The sequence below is a fragment of the Escherichia sp. MOD1-EC7011 genome (genome assembly GCF_002965005.1).
Classification (GTDB): Bacteria; Pseudomonadota; Gammaproteobacteria; order Enterobacterales; family Enterobacteriaceae; genus Escherichia; species Escherichia ruysiae.
On record NZ_PTRD01000010.1, the window covers coordinates 98,089 to 122,304 of the forward strand.

The 24,216-nt window shown below is 53.1% G+C and carries 24 protein-coding genes; 12 read left to right on the forward strand and 12 right to left on the reverse strand.

Annotated elements, in window-relative coordinates:
- The first annotated feature begins 122 nt into the window (after positions 1–122).
- From A7098_RS04390 to topB, 3 genes are all read left to right on the forward strand, one after another.
- Positions 123–674: an NAD(P)H nitroreductase gene (locus A7098_RS04390; RefSeq protein ID WP_032225327.1), complete on the forward strand. Its 552-nt coding sequence runs from the start codon at positions 123–125 to the stop codon at positions 672–674.
- Between the two features lie 116 nt (positions 675–790).
- Positions 791–1,834: a selenide, water dikinase SelD gene (selD, locus tag A7098_RS04400; protein WP_010345861.1), complete on the forward strand. Its 1,044-nt coding sequence runs from the start codon at positions 791–793 to the stop codon at positions 1,832–1,834.
- A 4-nt stretch (positions 1,835–1,838) separates the two neighbouring features.
- Positions 1,839–3,794 carry a DNA topoisomerase III gene (gene topB / locus A7098_RS04405; RefSeq protein WP_105280393.1) on the forward strand — a complete coding sequence of 652 codons (1,956 nt, stop codon included), beginning with the start codon at positions 1,839–1,841 and terminating at the stop codon, positions 3,792–3,794.
- Between the two features lie 72 nt (positions 3,795–3,866).
- Here the strand turns inward: topB and gdhA are convergent, their stop codons facing one another.
- Positions 3,867–5,210 carry an NADP-specific glutamate dehydrogenase gene (gene gdhA / locus A7098_RS04410; protein WP_000373051.1) on the reverse strand — a complete coding sequence of 448 codons (1,344 nt, stop codon included), beginning with the start codon at positions 5,208–5,210 and terminating at the stop codon, positions 3,867–3,869.
- Positions 5,211–5,532: 322 nt separating this feature from the next.
- Between gdhA and A7098_RS04415 the strand changes: the two genes are divergently transcribed.
- Entirely contained in the window at positions 5,533–5,805 is a 273-nt protein-coding gene (locus tag A7098_RS04415) for a YnjH family protein (RefSeq protein WP_000091758.1), read from the forward strand.
- Here the strand turns inward: A7098_RS04415 and nudG are convergent.
- Positions 5,765–6,178 carry a CTP pyrophosphohydrolase gene (gene nudG / locus A7098_RS04420; RefSeq protein ID WP_105280394.1) on the reverse strand — a complete coding sequence of 138 codons (414 nt, stop codon included), beginning with the start codon at positions 6,176–6,178 and terminating at the stop codon, positions 5,765–5,767. The two genes, A7098_RS04415 and nudG, sit on opposite strands and share 41 nt — an antisense overlap.
- Positions 6,179–6,264: 86 nt before the next feature.
- Here nudG and A7098_RS04425 point away from each other — a divergent pair, with 86 nt between their 5' ends.
- Positions 6,265–6,885, forward strand: a complete 621-nt coding sequence (locus A7098_RS04425) for a CDP-alcohol phosphatidyltransferase family protein (RefSeq protein ID WP_000886996.1) — start codon at positions 6,265–6,267, stop codon at positions 6,883–6,885.
- Between the two features lie 8 nt (positions 6,886–6,893).
- Here the strand turns inward: A7098_RS04425 and ynjE are convergent, their stop codons facing one another.
- The 9 genes from ynjE to xthA form a co-directional block, all read right to left on the reverse strand.
- Complete coding sequence (ynjE, locus tag A7098_RS04430) at positions 6,894–8,201, reverse strand: thiosulfate sulfurtransferase YnjE (RefSeq protein ID WP_105280395.1); 1,308 nt, start codon at positions 8,199–8,201, stop codon at positions 6,894–6,896.
- A 66-nt stretch (positions 8,202–8,267) separates the two neighbouring features.
- On the reverse strand, positions 8,268–8,921 hold the full coding sequence (locus A7098_RS04435; RefSeq protein ID WP_085460653.1) for an ATP-binding cassette domain-containing protein: 654 nt from the start codon (positions 8,919–8,921) through the stop codon (positions 8,268–8,270).
- Positions 8,921–10,456: a thiamine ABC transporter permease gene (locus A7098_RS04440; RefSeq protein ID WP_105280396.1), complete on the reverse strand. Its 1,536-nt coding sequence runs from the start codon at positions 10,454–10,456 to the stop codon at positions 8,921–8,923. The genes A7098_RS04435 and A7098_RS04440 overlap by 1 nt, the downstream gene beginning before the upstream one ends.
- Entirely contained in the window at positions 10,429–11,595 is a 1,167-nt protein-coding gene (locus A7098_RS04445) for an ABC transporter substrate-binding protein (protein ID WP_105280397.1), read from the reverse strand. Before A7098_RS04445 ends, A7098_RS04440 begins: the two co-directional genes overlap by 28 nt.
- Before the next feature lie 9 nt (positions 11,596–11,604).
- Positions 11,605–12,153: a carboxymuconolactone decarboxylase family protein gene (locus A7098_RS04450; protein ID WP_000524100.1), complete on the reverse strand. Its 549-nt coding sequence runs from the start codon at positions 12,151–12,153 to the stop codon at positions 11,605–11,607.
- Positions 12,153–12,860: a TVP38/TMEM64 family protein gene (locus tag A7098_RS04455; protein ID WP_105280398.1), complete on the reverse strand. Its 708-nt coding sequence runs from the start codon at positions 12,858–12,860 to the stop codon at positions 12,153–12,155. The genes A7098_RS04450 and A7098_RS04455 overlap by 1 nt, the downstream gene beginning before the upstream one ends.
- Positions 12,861–12,874: 14 nt before the next feature.
- Positions 12,875–13,552 carry a lipoprotein YdjY gene (gene ydjY, locus A7098_RS04460; RefSeq protein ID WP_105280399.1) on the reverse strand — a complete coding sequence of 226 codons (678 nt, stop codon included), beginning with the start codon at positions 13,550–13,552 and terminating at the stop codon, positions 12,875–12,877.
- Positions 13,553–13,556: 4 nt separating this feature from the next.
- The gene (locus A7098_RS04465) at positions 13,557–14,267 is read right to left on the reverse strand and encodes a TVP38/TMEM64 family protein (protein ID WP_010345873.1); all 711 of its coding nucleotides are present in this window, start codon (positions 14,265–14,267) and stop codon (positions 13,557–13,559) included.
- Between the two features lie 166 nt (positions 14,268–14,433).
- A complete protein-coding gene (gene xthA / locus A7098_RS04470; protein WP_105280400.1) occupies positions 14,434–15,240 on the reverse strand; it encodes an exodeoxyribonuclease III in 807 nt (268 codons plus the stop codon).
- Positions 15,241–15,683: 443 nt separating this feature from the next.
- Here xthA and astC point away from each other — a divergent pair, with 443 nt between their 5' ends.
- The 7 genes from astC (at position 15,684) to ves (ending at position 23,304) form a co-directional block, all read left to right on the forward strand.
- On the forward strand, positions 15,684–16,904 hold the full coding sequence (gene astC / locus A7098_RS04475; RefSeq protein ID WP_000082024.1) for a succinylornithine/acetylornithine transaminase: 1,221 nt from the start codon (positions 15,684–15,686) through the stop codon (positions 16,902–16,904).
- Positions 16,901–17,935 (forward strand): arginine N-succinyltransferase, encoded by a 1,035-nt coding sequence (gene astA, locus A7098_RS04480; RefSeq protein ID WP_105280401.1) that lies wholly within the window; start codon positions 16,901–16,903, stop codon positions 17,933–17,935. The genes astC and astA overlap by 4 nt, the downstream gene beginning before the upstream one ends.
- Positions 17,932–19,410 (forward strand): succinylglutamate-semialdehyde dehydrogenase, encoded by a 1,479-nt coding sequence (astD, locus tag A7098_RS04485; RefSeq protein WP_105280402.1) that lies wholly within the window; start codon positions 17,932–17,934, stop codon positions 19,408–19,410. Before astA ends, astD begins: the two co-directional genes overlap by 4 nt.
- Positions 19,407–20,750 (forward strand): N-succinylarginine dihydrolase, encoded by a 1,344-nt coding sequence (gene astB / locus A7098_RS04490; protein ID WP_105280403.1) that lies wholly within the window; start codon positions 19,407–19,409, stop codon positions 20,748–20,750. The genes astD and astB overlap by 4 nt, the downstream gene beginning before the upstream one ends.
- Positions 20,743–21,711 (forward strand): succinylglutamate desuccinylase, encoded by a 969-nt coding sequence (gene astE / locus A7098_RS04495; protein WP_105280404.1) that lies wholly within the window; start codon positions 20,743–20,745, stop codon positions 21,709–21,711. The genes astB and astE overlap by 8 nt, the downstream gene beginning before the upstream one ends.
- A gap of 329 nt (positions 21,712–22,040) precedes the next feature.
- Positions 22,041–22,526, forward strand: a complete 486-nt coding sequence (gene spy / locus A7098_RS04500; RefSeq protein WP_001228965.1) for an ATP-independent periplasmic protein-refolding chaperone Spy — start codon at positions 22,041–22,043, stop codon at positions 22,524–22,526.
- Between the two features lie 202 nt (positions 22,527–22,728).
- Complete coding sequence (ves, locus tag A7098_RS04505; RefSeq protein ID WP_010345878.1) at positions 22,729–23,304, forward strand: environmental stress-induced protein Ves; 576 nt, start codon at positions 22,729–22,731, stop codon at positions 23,302–23,304.
- Here ves and cho read toward each other — a convergent pair.
- Entirely contained in the window at positions 23,264–24,151 is an 888-nt protein-coding gene (gene cho, locus A7098_RS04510) for an excinuclease Cho (RefSeq protein ID WP_000252346.1), read from the reverse strand. The genes ves and cho overlap by 41 nt on opposite strands.
- Between the last annotated feature and the right edge of the window lie 65 nt (positions 24,152–24,216).

Below are 24,216 nucleotides of genomic sequence, written 5' to 3' on the forward strand. Positions count from 1 at the left end.
AAGTGATGTGGTTATCGTAATGACCCAACCGGCACTTGTCAGCAGGAATCATGGACTGTGCTGTAACAAAATCCACTCTCGTGTTAATTTTGTGAATAAACATCATGACAGGAGTTAATCAAATGGATGCACTCGAACTATTGATCAACCGCCGTAGCGCCTCCCGTCTGGCTGAGCCAGCGCCAACGGGTGAGCAACTGCAAAATATCCTGCGCGCGGGTATGCGTGCGCCAGACCATAAATCCATGCAACCGTGGCATTTCTTTGTGATTGAAGGGGAAGGGCGTGAGCGTTTCAGTGCCGTTCTGGAGCAGGGGGCGATTGCTGCCGGTAACGATGAAAAAGCAATCGACAAAGCGCGTAATGCGCCGTTCCGGGCGCCGCTCATCATAACGGTGGTGGCGAAATGCGAAGAAAATCATAAAGTCCCGCGCTGGGAGCAGGAAATGTCGGCGGGTTGCGCGGTTATGGCAATGCAAATGGCGGCGGTTGCCCAGGGCTTTGGCGGCATCTGGCGCAGTGGCGCATTAACTGAAAGCCCGGTGGTGCGTGACGCATTCGGCTGTCGCGAGCAGGATAAAATTGTCGGATTTCTCTATCTCGGTACGCCACAACTGAAAGCGTCAACATCGATAAGCATTCCGGACCCGACACCGTTTGTGACTTATTTTTGATAAAAACGGCAAAACTGTGTGGATTGTGAGCAAAGGCGCAGTAATTCAGACACTCTCACTTATCACTTCACGGAATGAGGGTTACCATACCCGAATTGCATTGACAGGAGATGTCCATGAGCGAGAACTCGATTCGTTTGACCCAATACAGCCACGGAGCCGGTTGCGGCTGTAAAATTTCCCCAAAAGTGCTGGAAACCATCCTGCACAGCGAACAGGCGAAGTTTGTTGATCCGAATTTGCTTGTGGGTAACGAAACCCGCGACGATGCGGCGGTATACGATCTGGGCAATGGCACCAGCGTTATCAGCACCACCGACTTCTTTATGCCGATCGTTGATAATCCTTTCGATTTTGGCCGCATTGCCGCGACTAACGCCATCAGCGATATCTTCGCGATGGGCGGAAAACCGATTATGGCAATTGCGATCCTCGGCTGGCCGATTAACAAACTGTCCCCGGAAATTGCCCGCGAAGTCACCGAAGGTGGTCGCTACGCATGTCGTCAGGCGGGTATTGCGCTGGCTGGCGGTCACTCCATCGACGCGCCGGAACCGATTTTCGGTCTGGCGGTAACGGGGATCGTTCCAACTGAGCGGGTGAAGAAAAACAGTACCGCACAAGCCGGATGTAAACTGTTCCTGACGAAACCGTTGGGGATTGGCGTTCTTACCACTGCGGAGAAAAAATCACTGCTGAAACCGGAACATCAGGGGCTGGCGACGGAAGTGATGTGCCGGATGAACATCGCAGGCGCGTCCTTTGCCAACATCGAAGGCGTAAAAGCGATGACTGACGTGACTGGTTTTGGTCTGCTGGGGCATTTGAGCGAAATGTGTCAGGGCGCAGGCGTACAGGCACGTGTCGACTATGACGCGATCCCGAAACTGCCTGGCGTGGAAGAGTACATTAAGCTGGGTGCAGTACCTGGCGGCACCGAACGCAACTTTGCCAGCTATGGTCATCTGATGGGTGAAATGCCGCGTGAAGTGCGCGATCTGCTGTGCGATCCGCAAACCTCCGGCGGTCTGCTGCTGGCGGTGATGCCAGAGGCTGAAAACGAAGTAAAAGCTACCGCTGCCGAATTTGGTATCGAACTGACGGCGATTGGCGAACTGGTGCCTGCGCGCGCTGGTCGTGCCATGGTTGAGATCCGTTAATTCAATGCGGTTATTTATTGCCGAAAAACCGAGTCTGGCGCGCGCTATTGCTGATGTCCTGCCCAAACCGCACCGGAAAGGCGATGGCTTTATCGAGTGCGGTAATGGTCAGGTGGTGACCTGGTGTATCGGTCACCTGCTTGAGCAGGCGCAGCCAGACGCCTACGACAGCCGCTATGCGCGCTGGAATCTTGCGGATTTGCCGATTGTCCCGGAAAAGTGGCAATTACAGCCCCGACCCTCCGTGACCAAACAACTTAATGTCATCAAACTCTTTTTGCATGAAGCCAGCGAAATCGTTCATGCCGGGGACCCGGATCGTGAAGGGCAATTGCTGGTGGATGAAGTGCTGGACTATCTGCAACTGGCACCGGAAAAGCGCCAGCAGGTGCAGCGTTGCTTGATAAACGACCTGAACCCGCAGGCGGTTGAACGGGCGATCGATCGTCTTCGTTCCAATAGCGAGTTTGTACCGCTATGCGTTTCTGCGCTGGCGCGAGCGCGTGCCGACTGGCTGTACGGCATCAATATGACCCGCGCGTACACCATTCTCGGTCGCAATGCGGGTTATCAGGGCGTACTTTCCGTTGGACGCGTGCAGACGCCAGTGCTCGGGCTGGTGGTGCGCCGCGACGAAGAAATTGAAAACTTCGTGGCGAAAGATTTCTTTGAGGTCAAAGCGCATATCGTGACGCCTGCCGATGATCGATTTACCGCTATCTGGCAACCGAGCGAAGCGTGTGAGCCGTACCAGGATGAAGAAGGGCGCTTGCTGCATCGTCCACTGGCGGAGCATGTGGTTAACCGCATCAGCGGTCAACCGGCGATTGTCACCAGTTATAACGATAAACGGGAATCAGAATCCGCGCCGTTGCCGTTTTCACTTTCGGCGTTGCAGATTGAAGCAGCAAAACGCTTTGGTCTGAGTGCGCAGAACGTACTTGATATCTGCCAGAAGCTGTACGAAACGCACAAACTGATCACTTATCCGCGTTCCGATTGTCGTTATTTGCCGGAAGAACATTTTGCCGGACGTCAGGCGGTGATGAATGCCATCAGCGTTCATGCGCCGGGCTTGTTACCGCAGCCGGTGGTTGATCCAGATTTACGCAATCGCTGCTGGGATGACAAAAAGGTCGATGCGCACCACGCCATCATCCCGACCGCGCGGAGTTCTGCCATCAACCTGACGGAGAACGAAGCGAAGGTCTATAACCTGATTGCCCGTCAGTATTTGATGCAGTTCTGCCCGGATGCGGTGTTCCGCAAATGTGTTATCGAACTGGACATTGCCAAAGGCAAATTTGTCGCTAAAGCCCGTTTTCTTGCTGAAGCAGGCTGGCGCACGCTGTTAGGCAGCAAAGAGCGTGATGAAGAAAACGATGGTACACCGCTGCCGGTGGTAGCGAAAGGCGATGAGTTATTGTGTGAAAAAGGTGAAGTGGTAGAGCGGCAAACTCAGCCACCACGTCATTTCACCGATGCAACGCTGCTTTCAGCGATGACCGGGATCGCGCGCTTTGTGCAGGACAAAGATCTGAAAAAGATCCTTCGTGCGACCGATGGACTGGGGACGGAAGCAACTCGTGCCGGGATTATTGAACTGCTGTTCAAGCGTGGTTTCCTGACCAAAAAAGGGCGCTATATCCACTCCACCGACGCCGGAAAAGCGTTATTCCATTCGCTGCCAGAGATGGCGACGCGACCGGACATGACGGCACACTGGGAATCGGTGCTGACGCAAATCAGCGAAAAGCAGTGTCGCTACCAGGACTTTATGCAGCCGCTGGTGGGGACGCTTTACCAATTGATTGATCAGGCAAAACGTACGCCGGTGCGGCAGTTTCGCGGCATAGTGGCACCGGGTAGTGGAGAAGAGAAGAAAAAGGCTTCACCACGCAAGCGAGCGGTGAAAAAAAGCCCGCCATCAGAAGACGCGGGCAGTGGAGCGATAACATAAAGGTCTGATGCAGTAGATTTTTGTAGGCCGGATGAGGCGTCCACGCCGCATCCGGCGCAAACGCCTGATGACTTAAATTACGCCCTGCGCCAGCATCGCATCGGCAACCTTCACAAAGCCTGCAATATTCGCGCCCTGCACGTAGTTGGTTTGCTCACCTTCACCACCGTGTTCAACACAGGCATGGTGGATATCCAGCATAATATGGTGCAAACGCGCATCAACTTTCTCGGCTTTCCAGCCCAGACGTGCAGCGTTTTGCGCCATTTCCAGCCCCGATGTCGCGACGCCGCCAGCATTAGCCGCTTTGCCCGGTGCAAACAGTACGCCTGCCTGCTGGAACAGTTCAGTCGCTTCGATGGTAGTTGGCATATTTGCCCCTTCCGCCACCGCTTTAACACCATTAGCGATAAGCTGGTGCGCGGCATCTACATCCAGTTCGTTCTGGGTCGCGCATGGCAGGGCGATATCCACCGGCACAGACCACGGCTGTTGGCCTTCGAGATAGACCAGGCCAAATTCTTTGGCGTAATCTGCCACGCGACCATCGCGGCTGGCTTTGATTTCGATAAGACGCGCCAGTTTCTCTTTCGTGAATCCGCTTTCATCAACCACGGTGCCGCTGGAATCTGATGCGGTAACCACGCGAGCGCCAAATTCCATCGCTTTTTCGATAGCGTACTGGGCGACGTTGCCGGAGCCAGAAACGGAAACGCGCATTCCTTCAAAACCCATACCGTGGCGTTTCAGCATCGCTTCAGTGAAATAAACCAGACCGTAACCGGTCGCCTCCGGGCGAATCAGACTGCCGCCAAAAGATAGCCCCTTGCCGGTGAAGACGCAGGCGGTATTGTTGGAGAGCTTTTTCATCATCCCCGCCATAAAGCCGACTTCACGACCACCAACGCCGATATCGCCCGCCGGAACGTCGGTATCTGCACCCAGATGACGGTACAGTTCGGTCATCAGCGCCTGGCAAAAACGCATCACTTCGCCTTCACTTTTCCCTTTTGGATCAAAATCACTGCCGCCTTTACCACCGCCCATCGGCAGGGTAGTCAGGGCATTTTTAAAGGTTTGTTCGAAGCCGAGGAATTTAAGAATGGAGAGATTTACGGACGGATGGAAACGCATACCGCCTTTATACGGGCCAATGGCGGAGCTGAACTGGACACGCCAGGCACGGTTAACTTGTACCTGATTGCGATCATCAACCCACACCACGCGAAACTGGATCACGCGCTCCGGTTCAACCAGGCGCTCCAGTAACGACATCTGGCGATATTTTGGATTTTGTTCAAGAAAAGGCCAGAGAGTGGTCATTACTTCACGAACGGCTTGCGCGAACTCGGTTTGATTCGGGTCGCGCTTTTGGACATGGTTGAGGAATGACTCCAGAGAATATGTCTGATCCATAGATATAAAACCCTTATATATTAATACGATTGTGCTTATGTTGTTTATGTCATGTGCTTTTGCAGTTTTTGACTATACCATCAAGAATGTGACGGTAAGCAAGAAAAAAATGACACCGGAAAGCAAATTAATAATGTGTGGTAGTTATAAAAGTCACCTAATGTCAGGTGCGTTTTATCAGACCTGAAAAAACGGGCGCATTTTCAAGAGTGGAGCGTAGGCGGATAAGGCGTTCACGCCGCATCCGGCTACCAGATGCTAAAGTTTTTCCGCCTGGTAACCGTTATCAGTACCAGAGGCAACGAAAAATAAGGAGTTTCCTGTGAGTCGAACATTACTCGCCGTAGCGTTGGTATTTCCATTATTTGCGCTGGCTAACCCGCAATACCGTCCGGATGTGGAAGTGAATGTGCCGTCGGAGGTGTTTAGTTCTGGCGGGAAATCGGCGCAGCCCTGTAACCAGTGCTGCGTTTATCAGGATCAAAATTATTCGGAGGGCGCAGTGATTAAAGCGGAGGGGATACTGCTGCAATGCCAGCGGGATGACAAAACCATTAGCACCAATCCGCTGGTCTGGCGGCGCGTAAAGCCATAAACGCATGAAGTAGTGGAATATCAGCAGGAGCCAGCGGATATTGCAATGCTTCCTCTGGCAGACACCAGACCAGCGCCTGATGTTCGTGTGCCTGTAACGTTCCGTGGAAGTCCGGTACGTGCCAGGCATGAAGATGGATAATCCGGCCAGACACTTCCCGCTGATGGCTGGCAACATATTCACTAACCGTTGCGTCAATGCCCAGTTCTTCGCGCAATTCCCGTACCAGCGCCTGTGGCTGACTTTCATCCGCCTCGACTTTGCCACCGGCAAACTCCCATAACCCCGCCTGATCGCTATGGGCGGGGCGTTGTGCGAGTAAAATTTTGCCATCCCGTTCGATAATGGCGGCAACAACTTCAATCATTTTCATAAATTACCCACGGTCGAATACAGGAAAAATGTCATAATATCCGCAGTGTTGCCCGATCAGAAGGGCTTTATATGTAAGGAGTACCTGTGTTAGACCGCCATCTTCATCCGCGAATTAAACCGTTGTTGCATCAGTGTGTGCGGGTTCTTGATAGACCCGGTATAACGCCAGATGGTTTAACGTTAGTGGGGTTTGCCATCGGCGTGCTGGCCTTGCCGTTTCTGGCACTGGGATGGTATCTGGCGGCGCTGATTGCCATTTTGCTCAACAGGTTGCTTGATGGACTGGACGGCGCGCTGGCGAGGCGCAGAGGGTTAACTGACGCAGGCGGTTTTCTTGATATTTCTCTCGATTTTCTCTTTTACGCGCTGGTGCCGTTCGGGTTTATTCTCGCCGCACCAGAACAAAACGCGCTGGCCGGAGGCTGGCTGTTGTTTGCGTTTATCGGCACGGGCAGCAGTTTTCTCGCATTTGCTGCGCTGGCGGCGAAACATCAGATTGATAACCCCGGTTATGCGCACAAATCGTTTTACTATCTGGGCGGGTTGACTGAAGGCAGTGAGACGATTTTGCTGTTTGTTTTAAGTTGTCTCTTTCCGGCGTATTTCCCGTGGTTGGCGTGGGTATTTGGCGCGCTGTGCTGGATGACAACATTTACGCGAGTGTGGAGTGGGTATCTGACGCTGAAGTCGCTTCAGCGTCAGTAATTGCCGTGTTATTTGCTACTGTCCGGGGCGCGTTCACCGGTTGCTACCGGATTTTTCGGATCGCTGCTCCATTCATACCAGCCGCCGTCGTAAACGGAGACATTTTTCCAGCCCAATGCGCGCGCATACATAAAGGTTTCTGAGGCGCGCCAGCCGGTGCCGCAATAGAACGAGACTTGTTGATCTGGCCGGATATTCCATTCTTTCCACATTGCCGCGACGTCATCCGCAGTACGCATGGTGCCGTCCGGGTTATGGAAATCTTCCATATGCGTTGAGTCGCTGCCCGCATGACCCCAACGAGCACCTGGGATATCACCTTTTGGCTTGATGTAGTCATAGCCGCTGGTGGTGCCAATAAATTCAGCCCATGAACGAACGCTTACCAGTGAAGCATCCTGACGATGCAGCAGTCCACGTGCCTGCTCCATATCGAGCATCAGTTGCGGTTGCGCCGGGATCTTCACGCCGAAGTCAGGTTCCGGCTTCACTTTCGGTGGCGTACCGCGCTCAACGGGCAGCCCCGCATCGGACCAGGTTTGCCAGCCGCCGTCCAGAAGGCGTACATCTTTCACGCCTGCGTACAGCATAATCTGCGCCACACGTGCTGCTGCGTAAACGTCTCGCCCGTACAGAATGACCGTGGTGTCATGGCGAATGCCGTGTTTTGCCAGCATCGCTTTCAGTTGCTCATCGGAAACTTTGTTCCACAGCGGTTCGCTTTCAACTTCGTTGGTATCGATGTAGTCAGCGCCGGGAATATGGCTGATAAGGTAAAACTTTGGTGCGCCCCAGGCTGCTTCAATGACTTTCCAGTCACCGGCAGGTTTTGCCGTAACCTCTTTACCTTGTTGCAGGTCATGCAGCCATTGCGGATAAACCAGTTGCTCAAAGTGCGGCAATTTTTGCAGGCGGGAAGGTTCGCTGAGCGCGTCACTCAGGATGGAGATATGCGTAAAGCCTGCTTTTTGCAGACGCGTTTTGACGGCGTCGACGTCTTTGTCATTACCGTATAACGCCACCGGCACATCGGTTTTCAGGTTATGCTGCTTGATCCACTCGTTGAGCTGTTCGGCGCTCATTTTGTCGAGCCAGCTTGCAGAAAGGTTTAAGGCGGCAGGCTCATGACCGGAAGGGCCATTTAAAGTTTGTTGCCAGCCGTTATAAAACGCGCTGGGGCGAGTATCTATCGCTTTGCCATTTTGTTGTTGAAGCTGGTCAAGAGTAAGAGGCTTCGCCAGTTCAGCGGCCCACGAAGAAGCGCAAGCCAGCCCTAAAGCCATTGCCAGCGCGGTCATTTGAGAAACACGTTTCATCGAAAATCCCGACATTGTAGTTTTGAGTGCGCCATTCTGAACTGACGCATTGAGAAAAACTTTGCGTTATCGCAGTTTGTTGTAATTTTCTGACCACTGCGCCATATCCAGAACAGAACTATCAGGAGGAACATCCTGGAGATCGTGAGTTACCTGAACGACGGGGATCGCCAGGGCGCGAACTTCGCTGAACACCCACTGGCGAAAATTATCGCGCAGAGCCACATCAAGACGGCTGAACGGTTCATCGAGTAATAATGCTTTGGGTTGGGCGAGAAGGGCGCGTAGCAGAGCTACCCGTGCCCGCTGACCACCAGACAGAGTTGTCGGATCCTGATGGAAAGTATCACCAAGTCCCGCACGCTCAAGCGCATCATTCACGGCATTGCGCCTTGCAACACCTTTTAGTGTCGCCGGTAGCGCCAGCAGCAAATTTTGCCCGACGCTGAACTGGTCAAATAGCAGCGCATCCTGGAAAAGGATACCAATCTGGCGCTGTGCAGTCGGCAGGCTATCGAGGCGTTGCTCATTGAGCCAAAGCTCACCTGTACAAGAAAACTGCCCGGACAGCGCGCCAATCATCCAGGAAAACAGCGTAGATTTCCCACAGCCAGACGGCCCCATTAACGTGACAATGTCACCTTTAGTGACCGTAAAGTTGACGTCCTTTAGTAAGCAGGTTCCTGGCAAACGTAGCGAAACATCTTTCACGCAGAGCATTAGCGGAGTCCTTGTCTGACATAACCTAACCATTTTGCAAGCAGGGCGGTCAGGGCAAAAATAATAAGCGGCAACAGCAGTTGCCATAAAGCCTGGGCGGCGAGAATACCGTTGCTGCCGCCGCTGCTTAACGCCACCGCTTCGGTCGTCAGCGTCGGGAAACGTCCCGCACCGAGCCACTGCGTCGGCATATATTGCGCAATACTCACTGAAAATCCGACAGCGAATGCAATTAGCGCAGGGCGTAGCATAAGAGGACATTTCACGTAAAAGAAGATTTTGGCACGCGACCAGCCTAGCGTCTGCGCAATTAAAATTAACCGTGAGTCAATACGCCGCCAGGCAGGTTGCAGGATAAACAGCATCCACGGCATTACCCACAGCAGATGCCCCCAGACCACCGCAATCCAGCTACCATCCAGATTCAACCATAATGCCAGCGTGTACTGGCCTGCCACTAATGGCAGTGCCGGTAATAAAATGGGCAACAATAACCACAACTGGCGACGCTGTGGCCCCCATTCCAGCCATAGCAGTAACAGGATCAAAGCGATGAACGTCGCTACCAGTCCCATCGTCAGGCTATTGAGCAGCGCCACGTGATTGTTAGTCGACTGATCTGCGAGGATCGCCAGCAGAACCACACAGAGCACACCGGTTAAGGGTAAAAACCACGCCAGCGTATAGCCGGGCAGTAAAGGCGTAGCCGGCTTGCGAACGCCATCTTCACGGGGAATGGTGTGCCGCCAGGTGCGCCATAACAGATAGCCCAGCAAAACACAGGCGGCGAGTAACGCCATCAGTAGCAGGCTGGCAAGTGCGCCTTTCATTTGTTGAGCGGTGTCGCCCTGGGTTAACCACTGCCAGCTTATTACCGCCAGCGTCGGTGGATTACCTGGCCCGAGGATAATTGCCACATCCACGACCGACAGCGTCCATGCGACAATTGCCAGCATCGCCATTGCCAGCGCAGGAGCGGCGGAGGGCAACAGCAGCCAGTTCAGGGATTGCCAGCGGCTGTAGCCCAGTGAATCCATCACTATAACCTGCTGTAGCAGCCGTTTTTCACTTAGCGCGGCTGACAAGATCCATAGCAGAAATGCGCTTTCTTTCACCGCCAGAGTGAAACCCAGCCCAATACCCAATTTGTCCATTGGTGGAGTGAAATACGGGAAATAGTCGTAAAGCAGGCCGCCGTCAGCAAAGAGCAGAAGGGCGCTGGTGGCAAAAGCCACGTGGGGAATGGCGAGCAGCCACGGCAGACGGGCGCACATACGCAGCCATTTTGCGCCAGGCCACAGCGCCACAATCACCAGCAGGGCAATCAACAGCGCCCCGACCGCCGCGATAGTCGTCGAAACCAGCGTCGCCAGTAATGCCTGCGGTAACTGCGGGTCGGCAAATAACGCCTGCCAGTGCGTCAGCGACAAGGCTGGCGCTATCAGCGTGAAAGCAGCAGGGATCAGCGGTGCATAAATCACCGCCACCATCGCCCACAGCAGAAAGATTAATGCGTACCGTAACGGCGTAGCCATTCTTGTTCCAGCGCATTTACCCAACCCGCGTGCGGTTCAGCCAGTACCGGTGGCAGCTCCTGCGGCATTCTTGATTGCAATGTTTCACGCTGCGTGTCAGGCAGTTTTTGTGGATCGAGAACCGAAGGATCGCCCCAGACAGCAGGATCTGCTTTACGCAGTTGCGCATCGGGTGAGAGCAGGAAGTTGGCGACAACTTTCGCCGCAGCACTGGCATTAGCGTTGGCAGGAATGGTGACGAAATGCACGTTGCCAATCATCCCCTCGCTAAAGCCGAAGCTGTAACTGCTTGCTGGCAAATCGTCGCTGGCTATTTTTTGTTGGGCATGAGCGGGGTTAAAGGTTAGCGACAGGCGCAATGTACCGGCTTTTAGCAGGGCATCCATCCGTGCAGGCGAGGGCGGAAAATCCTTTCCTTCGCGCCACAAATACGGATGCAGTGCATCAAGATATTGCCACAAGGGCGCAGTGATCCGGGCGAAAGTCGCATCGTTCGGCGCTGCTTTTAATGCGGCGGGGTCTGGCGTCAGCATAATCAGCAACTGTTCCAGAAACGCCGTGCCTGTGAAGTCTGGTGGGCGCGGATAAGTAACCGTGCCGGGATTGGCTTTGGCAAACTCCAGCAATGCTTGCGGCGTTTGTGGTGGCTGTGGCGTAACATCGCGGCGGGCGATAAACGTCAGTTGTGCGCCACCCCACGGAGATTCTGCACCTTCGACAGGTACAGAAAAATCTTCCCGTACCGGCAGTTGCGTATCGACGTAATGCCAGTTGGGTAGAGTCTCCGCCCAGCCCGTTTGTAATAAATTGGCCTCTTTTAAGGTGCGGAAGTTTTCGCCGTTCACCCAGAGCAGATCCACCGAACCGCCTGTTTTGCGCCCAGCTGCGGCTTCGGTCTGAATGCGTTTTACTGCGTCTGCGGCATCCGCCAGACGGACAATCTTCAGGTTTATAGCGTAATGGGTTTTCATCTCGCCGCTAACCCAGTCGAGATAGCGGTTAATTGCGGTATCGCCGCCCCAGGCGTTAAACCAGACGGTTTGCCCTTTGGCGTCGTTTTTGATTTCCTGCCAGTCACTGGCATGTGTTGCCAAAGAAAACAGCGATAACAATCCCAGCAACCACACACAATGGCGCATCATCTCTCCTTAAGAACGTTTTTCAGGAATACGGCACAGCCCCTGAGCGGGAATGTCCATGGCAGAGTTAAAACGGGCTGACAGATTTTGCAGGCCGATCAATGCTGTCAGCTCGGTGAGCGCCTGAGCGTCAAAATGGGCAGCCAGTCGGGTACGCAGGGCATCATCGACCGTTGGCGGTGTAACGCTCGCGGCTTCGGCGTATTCCAGCGCCAGCCGCTCCTCATCGCTGAACAGCGGGCTTTGCCGCCAGTCAGCCACCGCCAGCAGTTTGTCAGTGCTGCCGGTACGCTCCGCGACTTTCATACTGGTGATATCTACGCAAAATTCACACAGACACATTTGTGCAATGCGTGCGCTGACAAGCGATCGCACCACCGGATCGAGCGGTGAGCGTTTGCGCTCCAGCCAGCCGACAAACATCGACACCAGATAAAAGATAAACGGAATTCGCCCCCACCAGCGAATAGGACTTAGCACCTCGCCATAATGGCGACGATGCAGCCACGCCTGCGGACGTAAAATCAAAGGAATTTTGCTAAGCGGCGGTAAACCCATCAGGCATTCCTCTTCTGGCGTTCAAGCCATATTTTTTTCGCCATAAATATCACCACGGTCAGGGCAAACAGAATAAACAGCCCGGTGACAAACCAGAATGTGCCTCCCGTTAACATGCTGCCCGCCCAGGAATAGACGATGGTTGCGGGTAGCTGACCAAGCCCGGTGGCGATAAAAAACGAGCGAAAACGTATTGAAGTCAATCCGGCAGCATAGCTGATAGGATCGAAAGGGACAAAAGGCAATAACCGACATACCAGGATGGTGTGTTTGCCGTAGCGAGTAAAAAAGCCGTCCATGCTGTTAAGCACGGTTTTGCCGGTTAACTTTTCCACCACTTCGCGGCTCATCACTCTGGCGATAAAAAAGCACAGCGCCGCGCCCGCCATCGAACTGGTCCAAGACAGCAAGCCGCCCCAGAATGCGCCAAACAGCGACGCATTGGCAAAGGTTATCAAAAACGCAGGCAGCGGCGCGGCAATGGCCTGTAAGATCATCAAGAAGAACGAGACCACAGCCGCTTGTGTGCCGTAAGACTGAATAAAGCGTTCTATACCCTGTTGATCGACGGCGGCAAACGCCGCAATGCTGCGATTGATAAACTCATGGACGCCAGGAAGCAGCGCCCATGCCAGCAGCGAAGCGATCAACAGGATGATGATGGTGGCACGGTAGTACCAGATTTTACGCGATTGCATTTTCATCATCCTTTATCCTGGTTTTATTCGGCGATTTTAAAGGTAACCGTTGCCAGCGTATTATCTGTCGGTAATACCGACTCATTGCCTTTGAATTTCACTTCACCGCGTTTTTCCACTGCCCCATAAGTGTATGTCGCATTGCTGACGATACCGACCGGGCAGCTATCGAGACACACCAGGCAACCAGTTTTCTTCTCTTCTGCCGCTGCTAAATTACCGCCAAAGCGCATGTCCAGTTTCTTGCCATTGCTATCGACAATCACTTCATCAAAGGAATACGCTTTTGCCGCCCCTTGCCAGTTGACCGAAATATCCAGTTTGCTGCCTGTGACATGAGTCGTTTCTTTATTATCCATCGTCATGTTTTCGCCCGGTGTACCACCGGCCTGTTTCAGGGCTTCATAAAATGCTTTCGGGGTCGCATAACCCATAAACAGCGATTTATGTCCGTTGGAGCCATCTTTAAACACAATGCCGTGGCGGGTATCGTCTGTCAGAAAACGGCCATTAATTTGCACTAACATGGTGACCGTATGGTTATTGGCATCGACACGCAGTGGCTGGCTGGCGGAAAGCCCGTCGTATTCCACTTTTGCTCCGGTGTTCTCTTTTTGATCGCAGCCACTAAGCCCTGCGGCTGCCAGTAAACACAGTGCAGCCAGTCCTTTTTTCCATGACGCTGAATAATGTTGCAACATCGTTCTATCCTTCATTTTTGGGGTGAGTTAGTGGGCTGCGGCGCGAAGCAGACAGATCCACGTGTTTGTGTCGGGCGTAGAGTCTGGCGAACTGGACGAGAATAAACAGCGCCAGTCCTGCCAGACAGAGTTTTAAAATAAAGCGCAGCGTAATGCCTTCACTGGCGAGATCGCTTGCCATTACGGTATAAATTACTATTCCGGGCAGAGTAGTTAATGCCGAAATAAGGGTATAAGGCCAGAAGGAGATGGCGGTTAATCCATAAGCATAATTTTGAATATTGTAAGGAAATAGCGGGATTAAGCGGGTCAAAATAAGAAAATCGATACCGTTACGCGTAATACCTTTTTCTATGGCCTGGAAAGTGTGGCTATGACCAACGTATTTCAGCAGTAAATCACGCCCCAGCCAGCGCGCCAACAGGAAGGAGCATGATGAGGCCAGCGTGGCGGCAATTAGTGAAAGAAACGTCCCTAAGAGCGGGCCAAAGACTATTCCACCGGCGATCACCAGTATGCTACCCGGCAACAGAAAGAGGGTGGCGATGATGAATAACAGAATATAGAGGCTATAACCGAAAAATCCGCTCTGGCGAATGAGTGTCTGCAAGTGGGGTAAATCGGTGAGCAGATCGAATAAACCGAAAGTGTGGATAGCGTAAATGACCAGCGCAAAAATAAGGCAGGCAAAAAGAAATTTACGCTCAGCGTTCATCGTGGAGTTTCCTATATCAAACTTGATAATAGAGAAGTGGTCAGACAACTAAAAACGCAGTGACGGTATAACAAAGGACGGCAGGCAACAAATCATTACTGACAGTTTGTTGATTTTTCTCAAGGTTAATTCTCCTGACCCAGAGCGAGTCAGGAGAACAGAGAAATTAGCGGCGGAAGGTCGCCCACACCGGGGCGTGATCTGACGGTTTTTCCATACTGCGGATTTCATAATCAATGCCGGTTTCTACGCAGCATTCCGCCAACGGCTGGCTGGCGAGCAGCAGGTCAATGCGCAGACCACGGTTATCATCAAAACCTTTTGAGCGGTAATCAAACCACGAGAAGCGATCTGCCGTTTCCGGGTTCGCATGGCGGAAAGTATCCACCAGACCCCAGTTAATCAGTCTCTCCATCCATTCGCGTTCTTCCGGCAGGAAAGAGCATTTACCGGTACGCAGCCAGCGTTTGCGGTTCTCTTCACCAATGCCGATATCGAGGTCGGTGGGGCTGATATTCATATCGCCCATAATCAGCACCGGATTGTCACGCTTGAGTTCGGTTTCCATGTAGTTTTGCAGGTTCTGATAGAACTGCGCTTTCGCCGGGAATTTAATCGGATGGTCACGGCTTTCGCCCTGCGGGAAGTAACCGTTGATTACGGTGACATTACCCAGCGGCGAGGGAATTTCCGCCATAATAATTCGTCGTTGAGCCTCTTCGCCGTCGCCGGGGAAGCCGCGACGCACAGTAATCGGCGTCTCTTTGGTCAGCAGCGCCACGCCATAATGGCCTTTCTGCCCGTGGTAAAAGACGTTGTAGCCAAGCTTTGCCACTTGTTCGAGCGGAAACATATCATCATGAACTTTTGTCTCCTGCAGACCAATAACATCCGGTTGGTGCTTTTCGACGATGGCTTCAAGCTGGTGTGGTCTGGCGCGCAGACCGTTGATATTAAAAGAGACAAATTTCATAGTCGCTGCCATTTATTCAGATAAAGAGTGCGTGGATGTTAGCAGAAATTCGCCGTGCTTACTGCCTGTTGTTAAGTGATTTGATCGATGGTTGTTAATGATGCCAACGATGGCGCAAAAAATGCCCGTTTTTGGTGCGGCTGCGTCAGAATGGCGCAGTAATTTCCAGTAAATTTCGTCAACGATCACAATTCCAGAATTATATTTTACTTCTGCATAACATTTCGTTTTTTATTCTTTTTATTCATCAGTATCGCAAACGTATTCACTTTATATGCACTTCAGGTGCATATCGCTGGGTTGTAACGCCTTGATTTCCAGTTAACTGCCGCCGTTTATGCACTTTTACCACTGGCTGGCACGAACCCTGCAATCTACATTTACAGCGTAATCGTCACTTGTTATTAACATATAAATAACTATTTATTTACTGTAGGGGCGCTATGTCTCAGCCAATTACGCGTGAAAATTTTGATGAATGGATGATACCTGTTTACGCTCCGGCACCGTTTATTCCGGTACGTGGCGAAGGTTCGCGCTTGTGGGATCAGCAGGGGAAAGAGTATATCGACTTCGCGGGTGGCATTGCAGTGAACGCACTGGGTCATGCGCATCCGGAACTGCGGGAGACGCTGAACGAGCAGGCGAGTAAGTTCTGGCATACCGGTAATGGTTACACCAACGAGCCGGTATTACGGCTGGCGAAAAAGCTCATTGACGCGACGTTTGCCGATCGCGTGTTCTTTTGTAACTCCGGCGCGGAGGCCAACGAAGCGGCGCTGAAGCTGGCGCGCAAATACGCTCACGACCGCTACGGTAGCCATAAGAGCGGCATCGTGGCGTTTAAAAATGCTTTCCACGGGCGCACGCTGTTTACCGTTAGTGCAGGCGGGCAGCCAGCCTATTCACAGGATTTCGCGCCACTGCCACCGGATATCCGCCACGCCGCGTATAACGATATTAATTCTGCCAGTGCGCTGATTGACGACTCCACCTGCGCGGTGATCGTCGAGCCAGTACAGGGCGAAGGCGGCGTGGTGCCAGCCAGCAAGGCATTTTTGCAGGGATTGCGTGAGTTATGCGATCGTCACAATGCATTGCTGATTTTCGATGAGGTACAAACCGGCGTCGGGCGCACCGGTGAACTGTATGCCTATATGCACTACGGGGTGACGCCCGATCTGCTGACCACCGCTAAAGCCCTGGGCGGCGGTTTCCCGATTGGTGCGCTGCTGGCAACCGAAGAGTGCGGCCGGGTGATGACCGTTGGCACTCACGGCACCACTTATGGTGGTAATCCGCTGGCCTCGGCGGTGGCGGGTAAAGTGCTTGATCTCATCAACACGCCAGAGATGCTTACTGGTGTCAAACGGCGTCACGACTGGTTTGTTGAGCGTCTTAATACCATTAATCATCGCTGCGGTTTGTTCAGTGAAATTCGCGGATTAGGTCTGTTGATTGGCTGTGTGCTGAATGCGGATTACGCCGGACAAGCGAAACTGATCTCTCAGGAGGCGGCGAAAGCAGGCGTGATGGTGCTGATTGCGGGTGGCAACGTGGTGCGTTTTGCACCAGCGCTCAACGTCAGCGAAGAAGAGGTGACGACCGGCCTGGATCGCTTTGCCGCTACTTGCGAACACTTTGTTAGCCGGGGTTCATCATGATGGTCATCCGTCCCGTTGAGCGCACCGATGTCGCGGCGTTAATGCAGCTTGCTGGTAAAACGGGCGGCGGCCTGACGTCGCTCCCTGCCAATGAAGCCACGCTTTCGGCGCGTATCGACAGATCCATTAAAACCTGGCAGGGCGAATTACCCGAAAGCGAGCAGGGTTATGTGTTCGTGCTGGAAGAGAGCGAGACAGGCACCGTGGCGGGTATTTGTGCCATTGAGGTGGCTGTCGGGCTGAACGATCCCTGGTACAACTATCGCGTCGGTACGCTGGTTCACGCTTCGAAAGAGTTGAATGTCTATAACGCGCTACCGACGCTGTTTCTCAGTAATGATCACACCGGAAGCAGTGAGTTATGCACGCTGTTTCTCGACCCGGAGTGGCGCAAAGAGGGCAATGGCTATTTGCTGTCGAAATCGCGCTTTATGTTTATGGCGGCTTTTCGTGACAAGTTTAACGACAAAGTGGTCGCCGAAATGCGCGGCGTGATTGACGAACACGGCTATTCGCCGTTCTGGCAAAGCCTCGGTAAACGCTTCTTTTCGATGGATTTTAGCCGCGCTGATTTTCTCTGCGGTACTGGTCAAAAGGCGTTTATCGCTGAACTGATGCCAAAACATCCGATCTATACGGACTTTTTATCCCAGGAAGCACAGGACGTTATCGGCCAGGTGCATCCGCAAACAGCCCCCGCGCGTGCGGTGCTGGAAAAAGAAGGTTTTCGCTACCGTAACTATATCGATATCTTCGACGGTGGGCCGACGCTGGAGTGTGACATCGACCGCGTTCGCGCCATCCGCAAAAGTCGGCTGGTGGAAGTAGCGGAAGGGCAGCCAGCGCAGGGGGATTTCCCGGTCTGTCTGGTCGCCAATGAAAATTATCACCATTTCCGCGTGGTACTGGTGCGTGCCGATCCGGCAACCCAGCGTTTGATTTTAACCGCCGCACAACTGGACGCTCTCAAGTGCCACGCCGGGGATCGCGTTCGTCTGGTGCGCCTGTGCGCAGAGGAGAAAACAACATGACTTTATGGATCAACGGCGACTGGGTGACGGGGCAGGGCGCACTTCGCGTGAAGCATAATCCGGTATCGGGCGACGTATTATGGCAAGGCAATGATGCCGATGCCGCTCAGGTGGAGCTGGCTTGTCGTGCTGCACGCGCCGCGTTTCCGCGTTGGGCGCGGCTCTCCTTTGGCGATCGTCAGGTAAGAGTTGAACGCTTTGCCGGACTGCTGGAAAGTAATAAAGCCGAATTAACGGCGATTATTGCCAGAGAAACGGGTAAGCCGCGCTGGGAAGCGGCAACCGAAGTGACGGCGATGATCAATAAAATCGCGATATCAATCAAGGCATATCATGTGCGCACGGGCGAGCAGCGCAGCGAAATGCCAGACGGTGCGGCGAGTTTGCGCCATCGCCCGCACGGCGTACTGGCCGTGTTTGGACCGTACAATTTCCCAGGGCATTTGCCGAACGGGCATATCGTTCCGGCGCTGCTGGCAGGCAACACAATTATCTTTAAACCCAGCGAACTGACACCGTGGAGTGGCGAGGTGGTAATGCGCTTATGGCAGCAGGCAGGCTTGCCGTCGGGGGTGTTGAATCTGGTGCAGGGTGGGCGCGAAACGGGTCAGGCGCTGAGTGCGCTGGAAGACCTCGACGGTTTGCTGTTCACCGGCAGCGCCAACACGGGCTACCAGTTGCATCGCCAGCTTTCTGGTCAGCCGGAAAAAATCCTCGCCCTTGAAATGGGCGGCAATAACCCGCTGATTATTGATGACGTGGCGGATATCGACGCCGCAGTGCATCTGACTATTCAGTCAGCATTTGTCACTGCCGGGCAACGCTGCACTTGCGCCCGCCGTTTAATGCTTAAACGCGGGGCGCAGGGCGATGCGTTCCTTGCTCGCCTGGTTGCCGTCAGCCAGCGGTTAACGCCGGGTAACTGGGATGACGAACCACAGCCATTTATTGGCGGGCTGATTTCTGAACAGGCCGCGCAGCAGGTTGTTTCTGCCTGGCAGGAACTGGAAGAGATGGGGGGGCGAACGCTGCTTGCGCCACGCTTACTGTGCGCAGGAACATCGTTGCTGACGCCGGGGATCATCGAAATGACGGGCGTTGCTGGCGTGCCGGATGAAGAAGTGTTTGGGCCGCTATTGCGCGTCTGGCGTTATGACACCTTTGATGAGGCGATTAAGATGGCGAATAACACTCGCTTTGGCCTCTCTTGCGGGCTGGTGTCACCGGAGCGGGAAAAGTTCGATCAACTGTTACTGGAAGCGCGGGCGGGGATCGTCAACTGGAACAAACCGCTTACCGGCGCTGCCAGTACTGCACCATTCGGTGGCGTTGGCGCTTCCGGCAACCACCGACCAAGTGCCTGGTACGCCGCTGATTATTGTGCCTGGCCGATGGCAAGTCTTGAATCATCTTCATTAACGCTGCCCACTACGCTTAATCCCGGGCTTGATTTTTCCGATGAGGTGGTGCCATGAACGCCCGGGAAGTGAATTTCGACGGGCTGGTGGGGCTGACGCATCATTACGCGGGGCTGTCGTTTGGCAATGAAGCCTCTACCCGCCACCGTTTTCAGGTCTCTAATCCGCGACTGGCGGCAAAACAGGGCTTATTGAAAATGAAAGCCCTTGCTGATGCGGGATTCCCGCAGGCGGTGATGCCACCGCACGAGCGACCGTTTATTCCTGTTTTGCGTCAACTGGGATTCAGCGGCAGCGATGAACAAGTGCTGGAAAAGGTTGCCCGTCAGGCTCCGCACTGGCTTTCCAGCGTCAGTTCCGCTTCGCCAATGTGGGTAGCGAATGCAGCCACGGTAGCGCCATCCGCTGATACGCTGGATGGCAAAGTGCATCTGACCGTCGCCAACCTGAACAATAAATTTCACCGTTCGCTGGAAGCGCCCGTCACCGAGTCGCTGTTAAAAGCGATTTTTAACGATGAAGAGAAGTTCACCGTTCATTCTGCTCTGCCGCAGGTGGCGATGCTGGGGGATGAGGGGGCGGCAAACCACAATCGGCTCGGTGGTAACTATGGTGATCCGGGTATACAGGTTTTCGTCTATGGCCGAGAAGAGGGCAATGGCACGCGACCTTCCCGTTATCCGGCGCGGCAAACCCGCGAAGCCAGTGAGGCGGTCGCCAGGTTGAATCAGGTGAATCCGCAGCAGGTGATTTTCGCCCAGCAAAATCCGGACGTCATCGACCAGGGGGTTTTTCATAATGATGTCATTGCGGTGAGCAACCGCCAGGTGCTGTTTTGCCATCAGCAGGCGTTCGCCCGCCAGGCGCAATTACTGGCAAACCTGCGCGCGCGGGTGAACGGTTTTATGGTGATAGAAGTTCCGGCGGCACAGGTTTCCGTAGCGGATGCTGTCTCGACTTATCTGTTTAACAGCCAGTTACTGAGCCGTGATGATGGTTCGATGGTGTTGGTGCTGCCACAGGAGTGTCGGGAACATGCTGGAGTATGGCGTTATCTCAATGAATTGCTTGCTGCCGATAACCCGATAAGCGAGCTGAAAGTTTTTGATTTACGCGAAAGCATGGCAAACGGCGGAGGCCCGGCGTGCCTGCGGTTACGTGTGGTGCTGACGGCAGAAGAATATCAGACGGTAAACCCGGCTGTGATGATGAACGATACCTTGTTTAATACGCTCAATGACTGGGTGGATCGCTACTATCGCGATCGTCTTACTGCCGCCGATCTTGCCGACCCGCAATTGCTGCGTGAAGGAAGGGAAGCCCTGGATTCGCTGACCCGTTTACTGAATCTCGGTTCGGTTTATCCGTTTCAGCGTGAGGGAGGGAGCAATGGATAATTTTCTTGCCCTGACCTTAACGGGCAAAAAACCAGCCATGAGTGAGAGGGAAAGCAACGGTATTCGCTGGCGCTGGCTGGGTGATGGTGTGCTGGAACTGACGCCGTTAACGCCACCGCAAGGTGCGCTGGTGATTTCTGCGGGAATACACGGTAATGAAACCGCGCCGGTAGAAATGCTTGATGCTTTGCTTGGCGCGATTCTCCACGGCGAGATCCCTCTACGCTGGCGGTTACTGGCGATCCTTGGAAATCCCCCGGCGCTGAAGCAAGGAACACGTTATTGCCATAGTGATATGAATCGCATGTTTGGCGGACGCTGGCAGCGATTTGCCGAAAGCGGCGAAACGTGCCGTGCGCGCGAGCTGGAACAGTGTCTGGAAGATTTTTATGAACAGGGTAAAGAGTCTGTCCGCTGGCATCTTGATCTGCATACCGCGATTCGTGGTTCGTATCACCCACGGTTTGGTGTTTTACCGCAACGTAATATTCCCTGGGACGAAAACTTTCTTACATGGCTGGGTGCGGCAGGGCTGGAGGCATTGGTGTTTCACCAGGCGCCGGGGGGCACGTTTACCCATTTTAGTGCCGAACATTTCGGTGCACTGGCGTGTACGCTGGAACTTGGTAAAGCATTGCCATTTGGCAAAAACGATCTTCGCCAGTTTTCACCCATCGCCAGCGCGATTGCTGCGCTGTTATCTGGCGTGAGTGTCGGTACTGAGAGAAAGTCGCCGCTACGCTATCGGGTCGTTTCGCAAATTACCCGCCACTCATCATCCTTCGAACTGCATATGGCAAGCGAGACGCTGAACTTCACGCCGTTTAAGAAAGGAACGTTGTTGGCGCAGGATGGTGAGGAACACTTTACTGTGACTCATGATGTTGAGTATGTGTTATTCCCTAATCCATTGGTGGCGACGGGATTACGTGCGGGATTAATGCTGGAAAAAATAACCTAATACTTGCCCGCAGAAATCATTCTGCGGGTATTTACTGGCTTTTTAATGAAATAATGCGGATTAATCCTGGTTATTTGCTTTATTTATCACCAGTCATCAGGTATAGTTCTTCATAATTTCTGCAAAATCAGTGTGTTGTAATATTTCATCATCACTCTCCATCAAATTTTCTTTTTTTCTCCATAATTGGCGCAAAAGTGTTTTTTACACTTTCATTGTTTTACCGTTGCTCTGATTAATTGACGCTAAAGTCAGTAAAGTTAATCTCGTCAACACGGCACGCTACTGAAGAAAGCCGTAATAAATAACTGAAAGGAAGGATATAGAATATGCGTAAATTAACTGCACTGTTTGTTGCCTCTACCCTGGCTTTTGGCGCGGCTAACCTGGCCCATGCCGCCGATACCACTACTGCAGCACCGGCTGACGCGAAGCCGATGATGCACCATAAAGGTAAATTCGGTCCGCATCACGACATGATGTTTAAAGATCTGAACCTGACCGACGCGCAGAAACAGCAGATTCGCGAAATCATGAAAGGTCAGCGTGACCAGATGAAACGCCCGCCGCTGGAAGAACGCCGCGCAATGCATGACATTATTGCCAGCGATACCTTCGACAAAGCGAAAGCTGAAGCGCAGATCGCAAAAATGGAAGAACAGCGCAAAGCTAACATGCTGGCGCACCTGGAAACCCAGAACAAGATTTACAACATCCTGACGCCGGAGCAGAAAAAGCAATTTAATGCTAATTTTGAGAAGCGTCTGACAGAACGCCCTGCGGCAAAAGGTAAAATGCCTGCAACTGCTGAATAATCTTTCAGCCTGACAACTTAAGACCGCCGGTCTTGTCCACTACCTTGCAGCAATGCGGTGGACAGGATCGGCGGTTTTCTTTTCTGTTCTTCAACTTTTGCAAAAAAAGTCTAATCACCACTAAGGTAAATCACCCGAGTTGCCGATAACAATCCACGGTTGCCTGAACGATAACAATGAAAAGAGCATGCCGGGAGCGAGTATGGAATACTTTGATATGCGTAAAATGTCGGTGAACCTGTGGCGAAACGCTGCCGGTGAAACTCGTGAAATCTGTAGCTTTCCTCCGGCAAAACGTGATTTTTACTGGCGTGCCAGCATTGCTTCCATTGCGGCAAATGGTGAGTTTTCTTTGTTTCCGGGAATGGAAAGGAGCGTGACGCTGCTGGAAGGCGGTGAGATGCTCCTTGAAAGTACTAACCGTTTTAGCCATACCTTAAAACCGCTACAGCCTTTTGCTTTCGCTGCGGATCAGGTGGTAAAAGCGAAACTGACTGAAGGTCAGATGTCGATGGATTTCAACATTATGACGCGCCTTGATGCCTGTAAGGCGAAAGTCAGAATTGCCGATCGCACGTTCACCACTTTTGGCTCACGCGGTGGGGTGGTGTTTGTAATTAGTGGCGCGTGGCAACTGGGCGACAAGCTGTTGACTACCGACCAGGGCGCGTGCTGGTACGACGGAAGGCACACCCTGCGGCTTTTGCAACCGCAAGGCAAACTGCTGTTCAGTGAAATTAACTGGCTGGCAGGCTATTCTCCGGATCAAGTTCAGTGATTTCATAGTTACCGGAAAGCAGAGGTTTACAGAGGATTTTATAACCGTCGTGATCAAACCCGGCGGGTGTGCGAATTAACGTTGCTGCCTCTTCCGGCGAATTAACGGCACCCAGCCACAGCCAGTTATGAATAATATGATATTGCGTCATTTCCGGATGCTGTTCTTTCAGCGCCACCGCACCTCGCCATGGCCAACAAACAACCCGCAAACGCTCCAGAGACTGACGCAAACGTAGCGCATGAGCGTCATGGCTCTCTTTACCGCAGCACGCCCCGGCGCAACGTTTTAGCGCCGAACGAAAACAAGCGCGCCCGCGACTTAACGGTTCCAGCCCGAGCAAGCCATAACAAAGTTTTTGTTCATCGGCGATGGTCTGTAATGCTTGTAAAGCCGCACGACGGTTGGCAAACAGGCCGAATAAGTTTGCTGCGGCAGAAAAATCCACGTCTTTGGCATACACCACATCGACACGCTTTTCATTCAGTTGCAGGGCACAGAGCTGGCGATTACGGCGCAAGCGTTTATTAAACAGTGGCTGTTGTTCTTTAATTAATCGCGCTTCAAGGAGTAGCGCACCGATTTCGCCTGCGGTGCAGATCCAGCTAATTCGCCGGGATTGCCGCAGCATGGCGGCTTCATCCGGAGTGCGTAAATGAGAAAGCACCCGGCTGCGGATATTAACGCTTTTGCCGATATAGAGCGGCATGGTGTCACTTTCGCCATGAAACAGATACACCCCTGGTCGGGTGGGTAAGTCATTAAGGAATGAACGTAAATGTTCGGGATATTCGTAGATTGCCGCCGCTTCAAATTCTGGCCGCAGGGAAGTTAAACGCCGTACCACTGTTGACTCCAGGTGCTGGTTATCTATCCAGTGTAACAGGTGGGAAACGATTAAAAAAGAGGCGG

Excerpts from the sequence above, each read along its gene's own strand:
- xthA (WP_105280400.1), bottom strand. The coding sequence starts at position 15,240 with ATGAAATTTGTCTCTTTTAATATCAACGGTCTGCGCGCCAGACCACAC.
- A7098_RS04435 (WP_085460653.1), bottom strand. The coding sequence starts at position 8,921 with ATGCTCTGCGTGAAAGATGTTTCGCTACGTTTGCCAGGAACCTGCTTA.
- selD (WP_010345861.1), top strand. The coding sequence starts at position 791 with ATGAGCGAGAACTCGATTCGTTTGACCCAATACAGCCACGGAGCCGGT.
- ydjY (WP_105280399.1), bottom strand. The coding sequence starts at position 13,552 with ATGTTGCAACATTATTCAGCGTCATGGAAAAAAGGACTGGCTGCACTG.
- astE (WP_105280404.1), top strand. The coding sequence starts at position 20,743 with ATGGATAATTTTCTTGCCCTGACCTTAACGGGCAAAAAACCAGCCATG.
- ves (WP_010345878.1), top strand. The coding sequence starts at position 22,729 with ATGGAATACTTTGATATGCGTAAAATGTCGGTGAACCTGTGGCGAAAC.
- astA (WP_105280401.1), top strand. The coding sequence starts at position 16,901 with ATGATGGTCATCCGTCCCGTTGAGCGCACCGATGTCGCGGCGTTAATG.
- spy (WP_001228965.1), top strand. The coding sequence starts at position 22,041 with ATGCGTAAATTAACTGCACTGTTTGTTGCCTCTACCCTGGCTTTTGGC.
- topB (WP_105280393.1), top strand. The coding sequence starts at position 1,839 with ATGCGGTTATTTATTGCCGAAAAACCGAGTCTGGCGCGCGCTATTGCT.
- A7098_RS04440 (WP_105280396.1), bottom strand. The coding sequence starts at position 10,456 with ATGGCTACGCCGTTACGGTACGCATTAATCTTTCTGCTGTGGGCGATG.
- ynjE (WP_105280395.1), bottom strand. The coding sequence starts at position 8,201 with ATGAAACGTGTTTCTCAAATGACCGCGCTGGCAATGGCTTTAGGGCTG.
- astC (WP_000082024.1), top strand. The coding sequence starts at position 15,684 with ATGTCTCAGCCAATTACGCGTGAAAATTTTGATGAATGGATGATACCT.
- A7098_RS04390 (WP_032225327.1), top strand. The coding sequence starts at position 123 with ATGGATGCACTCGAACTATTGATCAACCGCCGTAGCGCCTCCCGTCTG.
- astD (WP_105280402.1), top strand. The coding sequence starts at position 17,932 with ATGACTTTATGGATCAACGGCGACTGGGTGACGGGGCAGGGCGCACTT.
- A7098_RS04465 (WP_010345873.1), bottom strand. The coding sequence starts at position 14,267 with ATGAACGCTGAGCGTAAATTTCTTTTTGCCTGCCTTATTTTTGCGCTG.
- astB (WP_105280403.1), top strand. The coding sequence starts at position 19,407 with ATGAACGCCCGGGAAGTGAATTTCGACGGGCTGGTGGGGCTGACGCAT.
- A7098_RS04450 (WP_000524100.1), bottom strand. The coding sequence starts at position 12,153 with ATGGGTTTACCGCCGCTTAGCAAAATTCCTTTGATTTTACGTCCGCAG.
- A7098_RS04445 (WP_105280397.1), bottom strand. The coding sequence starts at position 11,595 with ATGCGCCATTGTGTGTGGTTGCTGGGATTGTTATCGCTGTTTTCTTTG.
- nudG (WP_105280394.1), bottom strand. The coding sequence starts at position 6,178 with ATGAAAATGATTGAAGTTGTTGCCGCCATTATCGAACGGGATGGCAAA.
- A7098_RS04455 (WP_105280398.1), bottom strand. The coding sequence starts at position 12,860 with ATGATGAAAATGCAATCGCGTAAAATCTGGTACTACCGTGCCACCATC.
- gdhA (WP_000373051.1), bottom strand. The coding sequence starts at position 5,210 with ATGGATCAGACATATTCTCTGGAGTCATTCCTCAACCATGTCCAAAAG.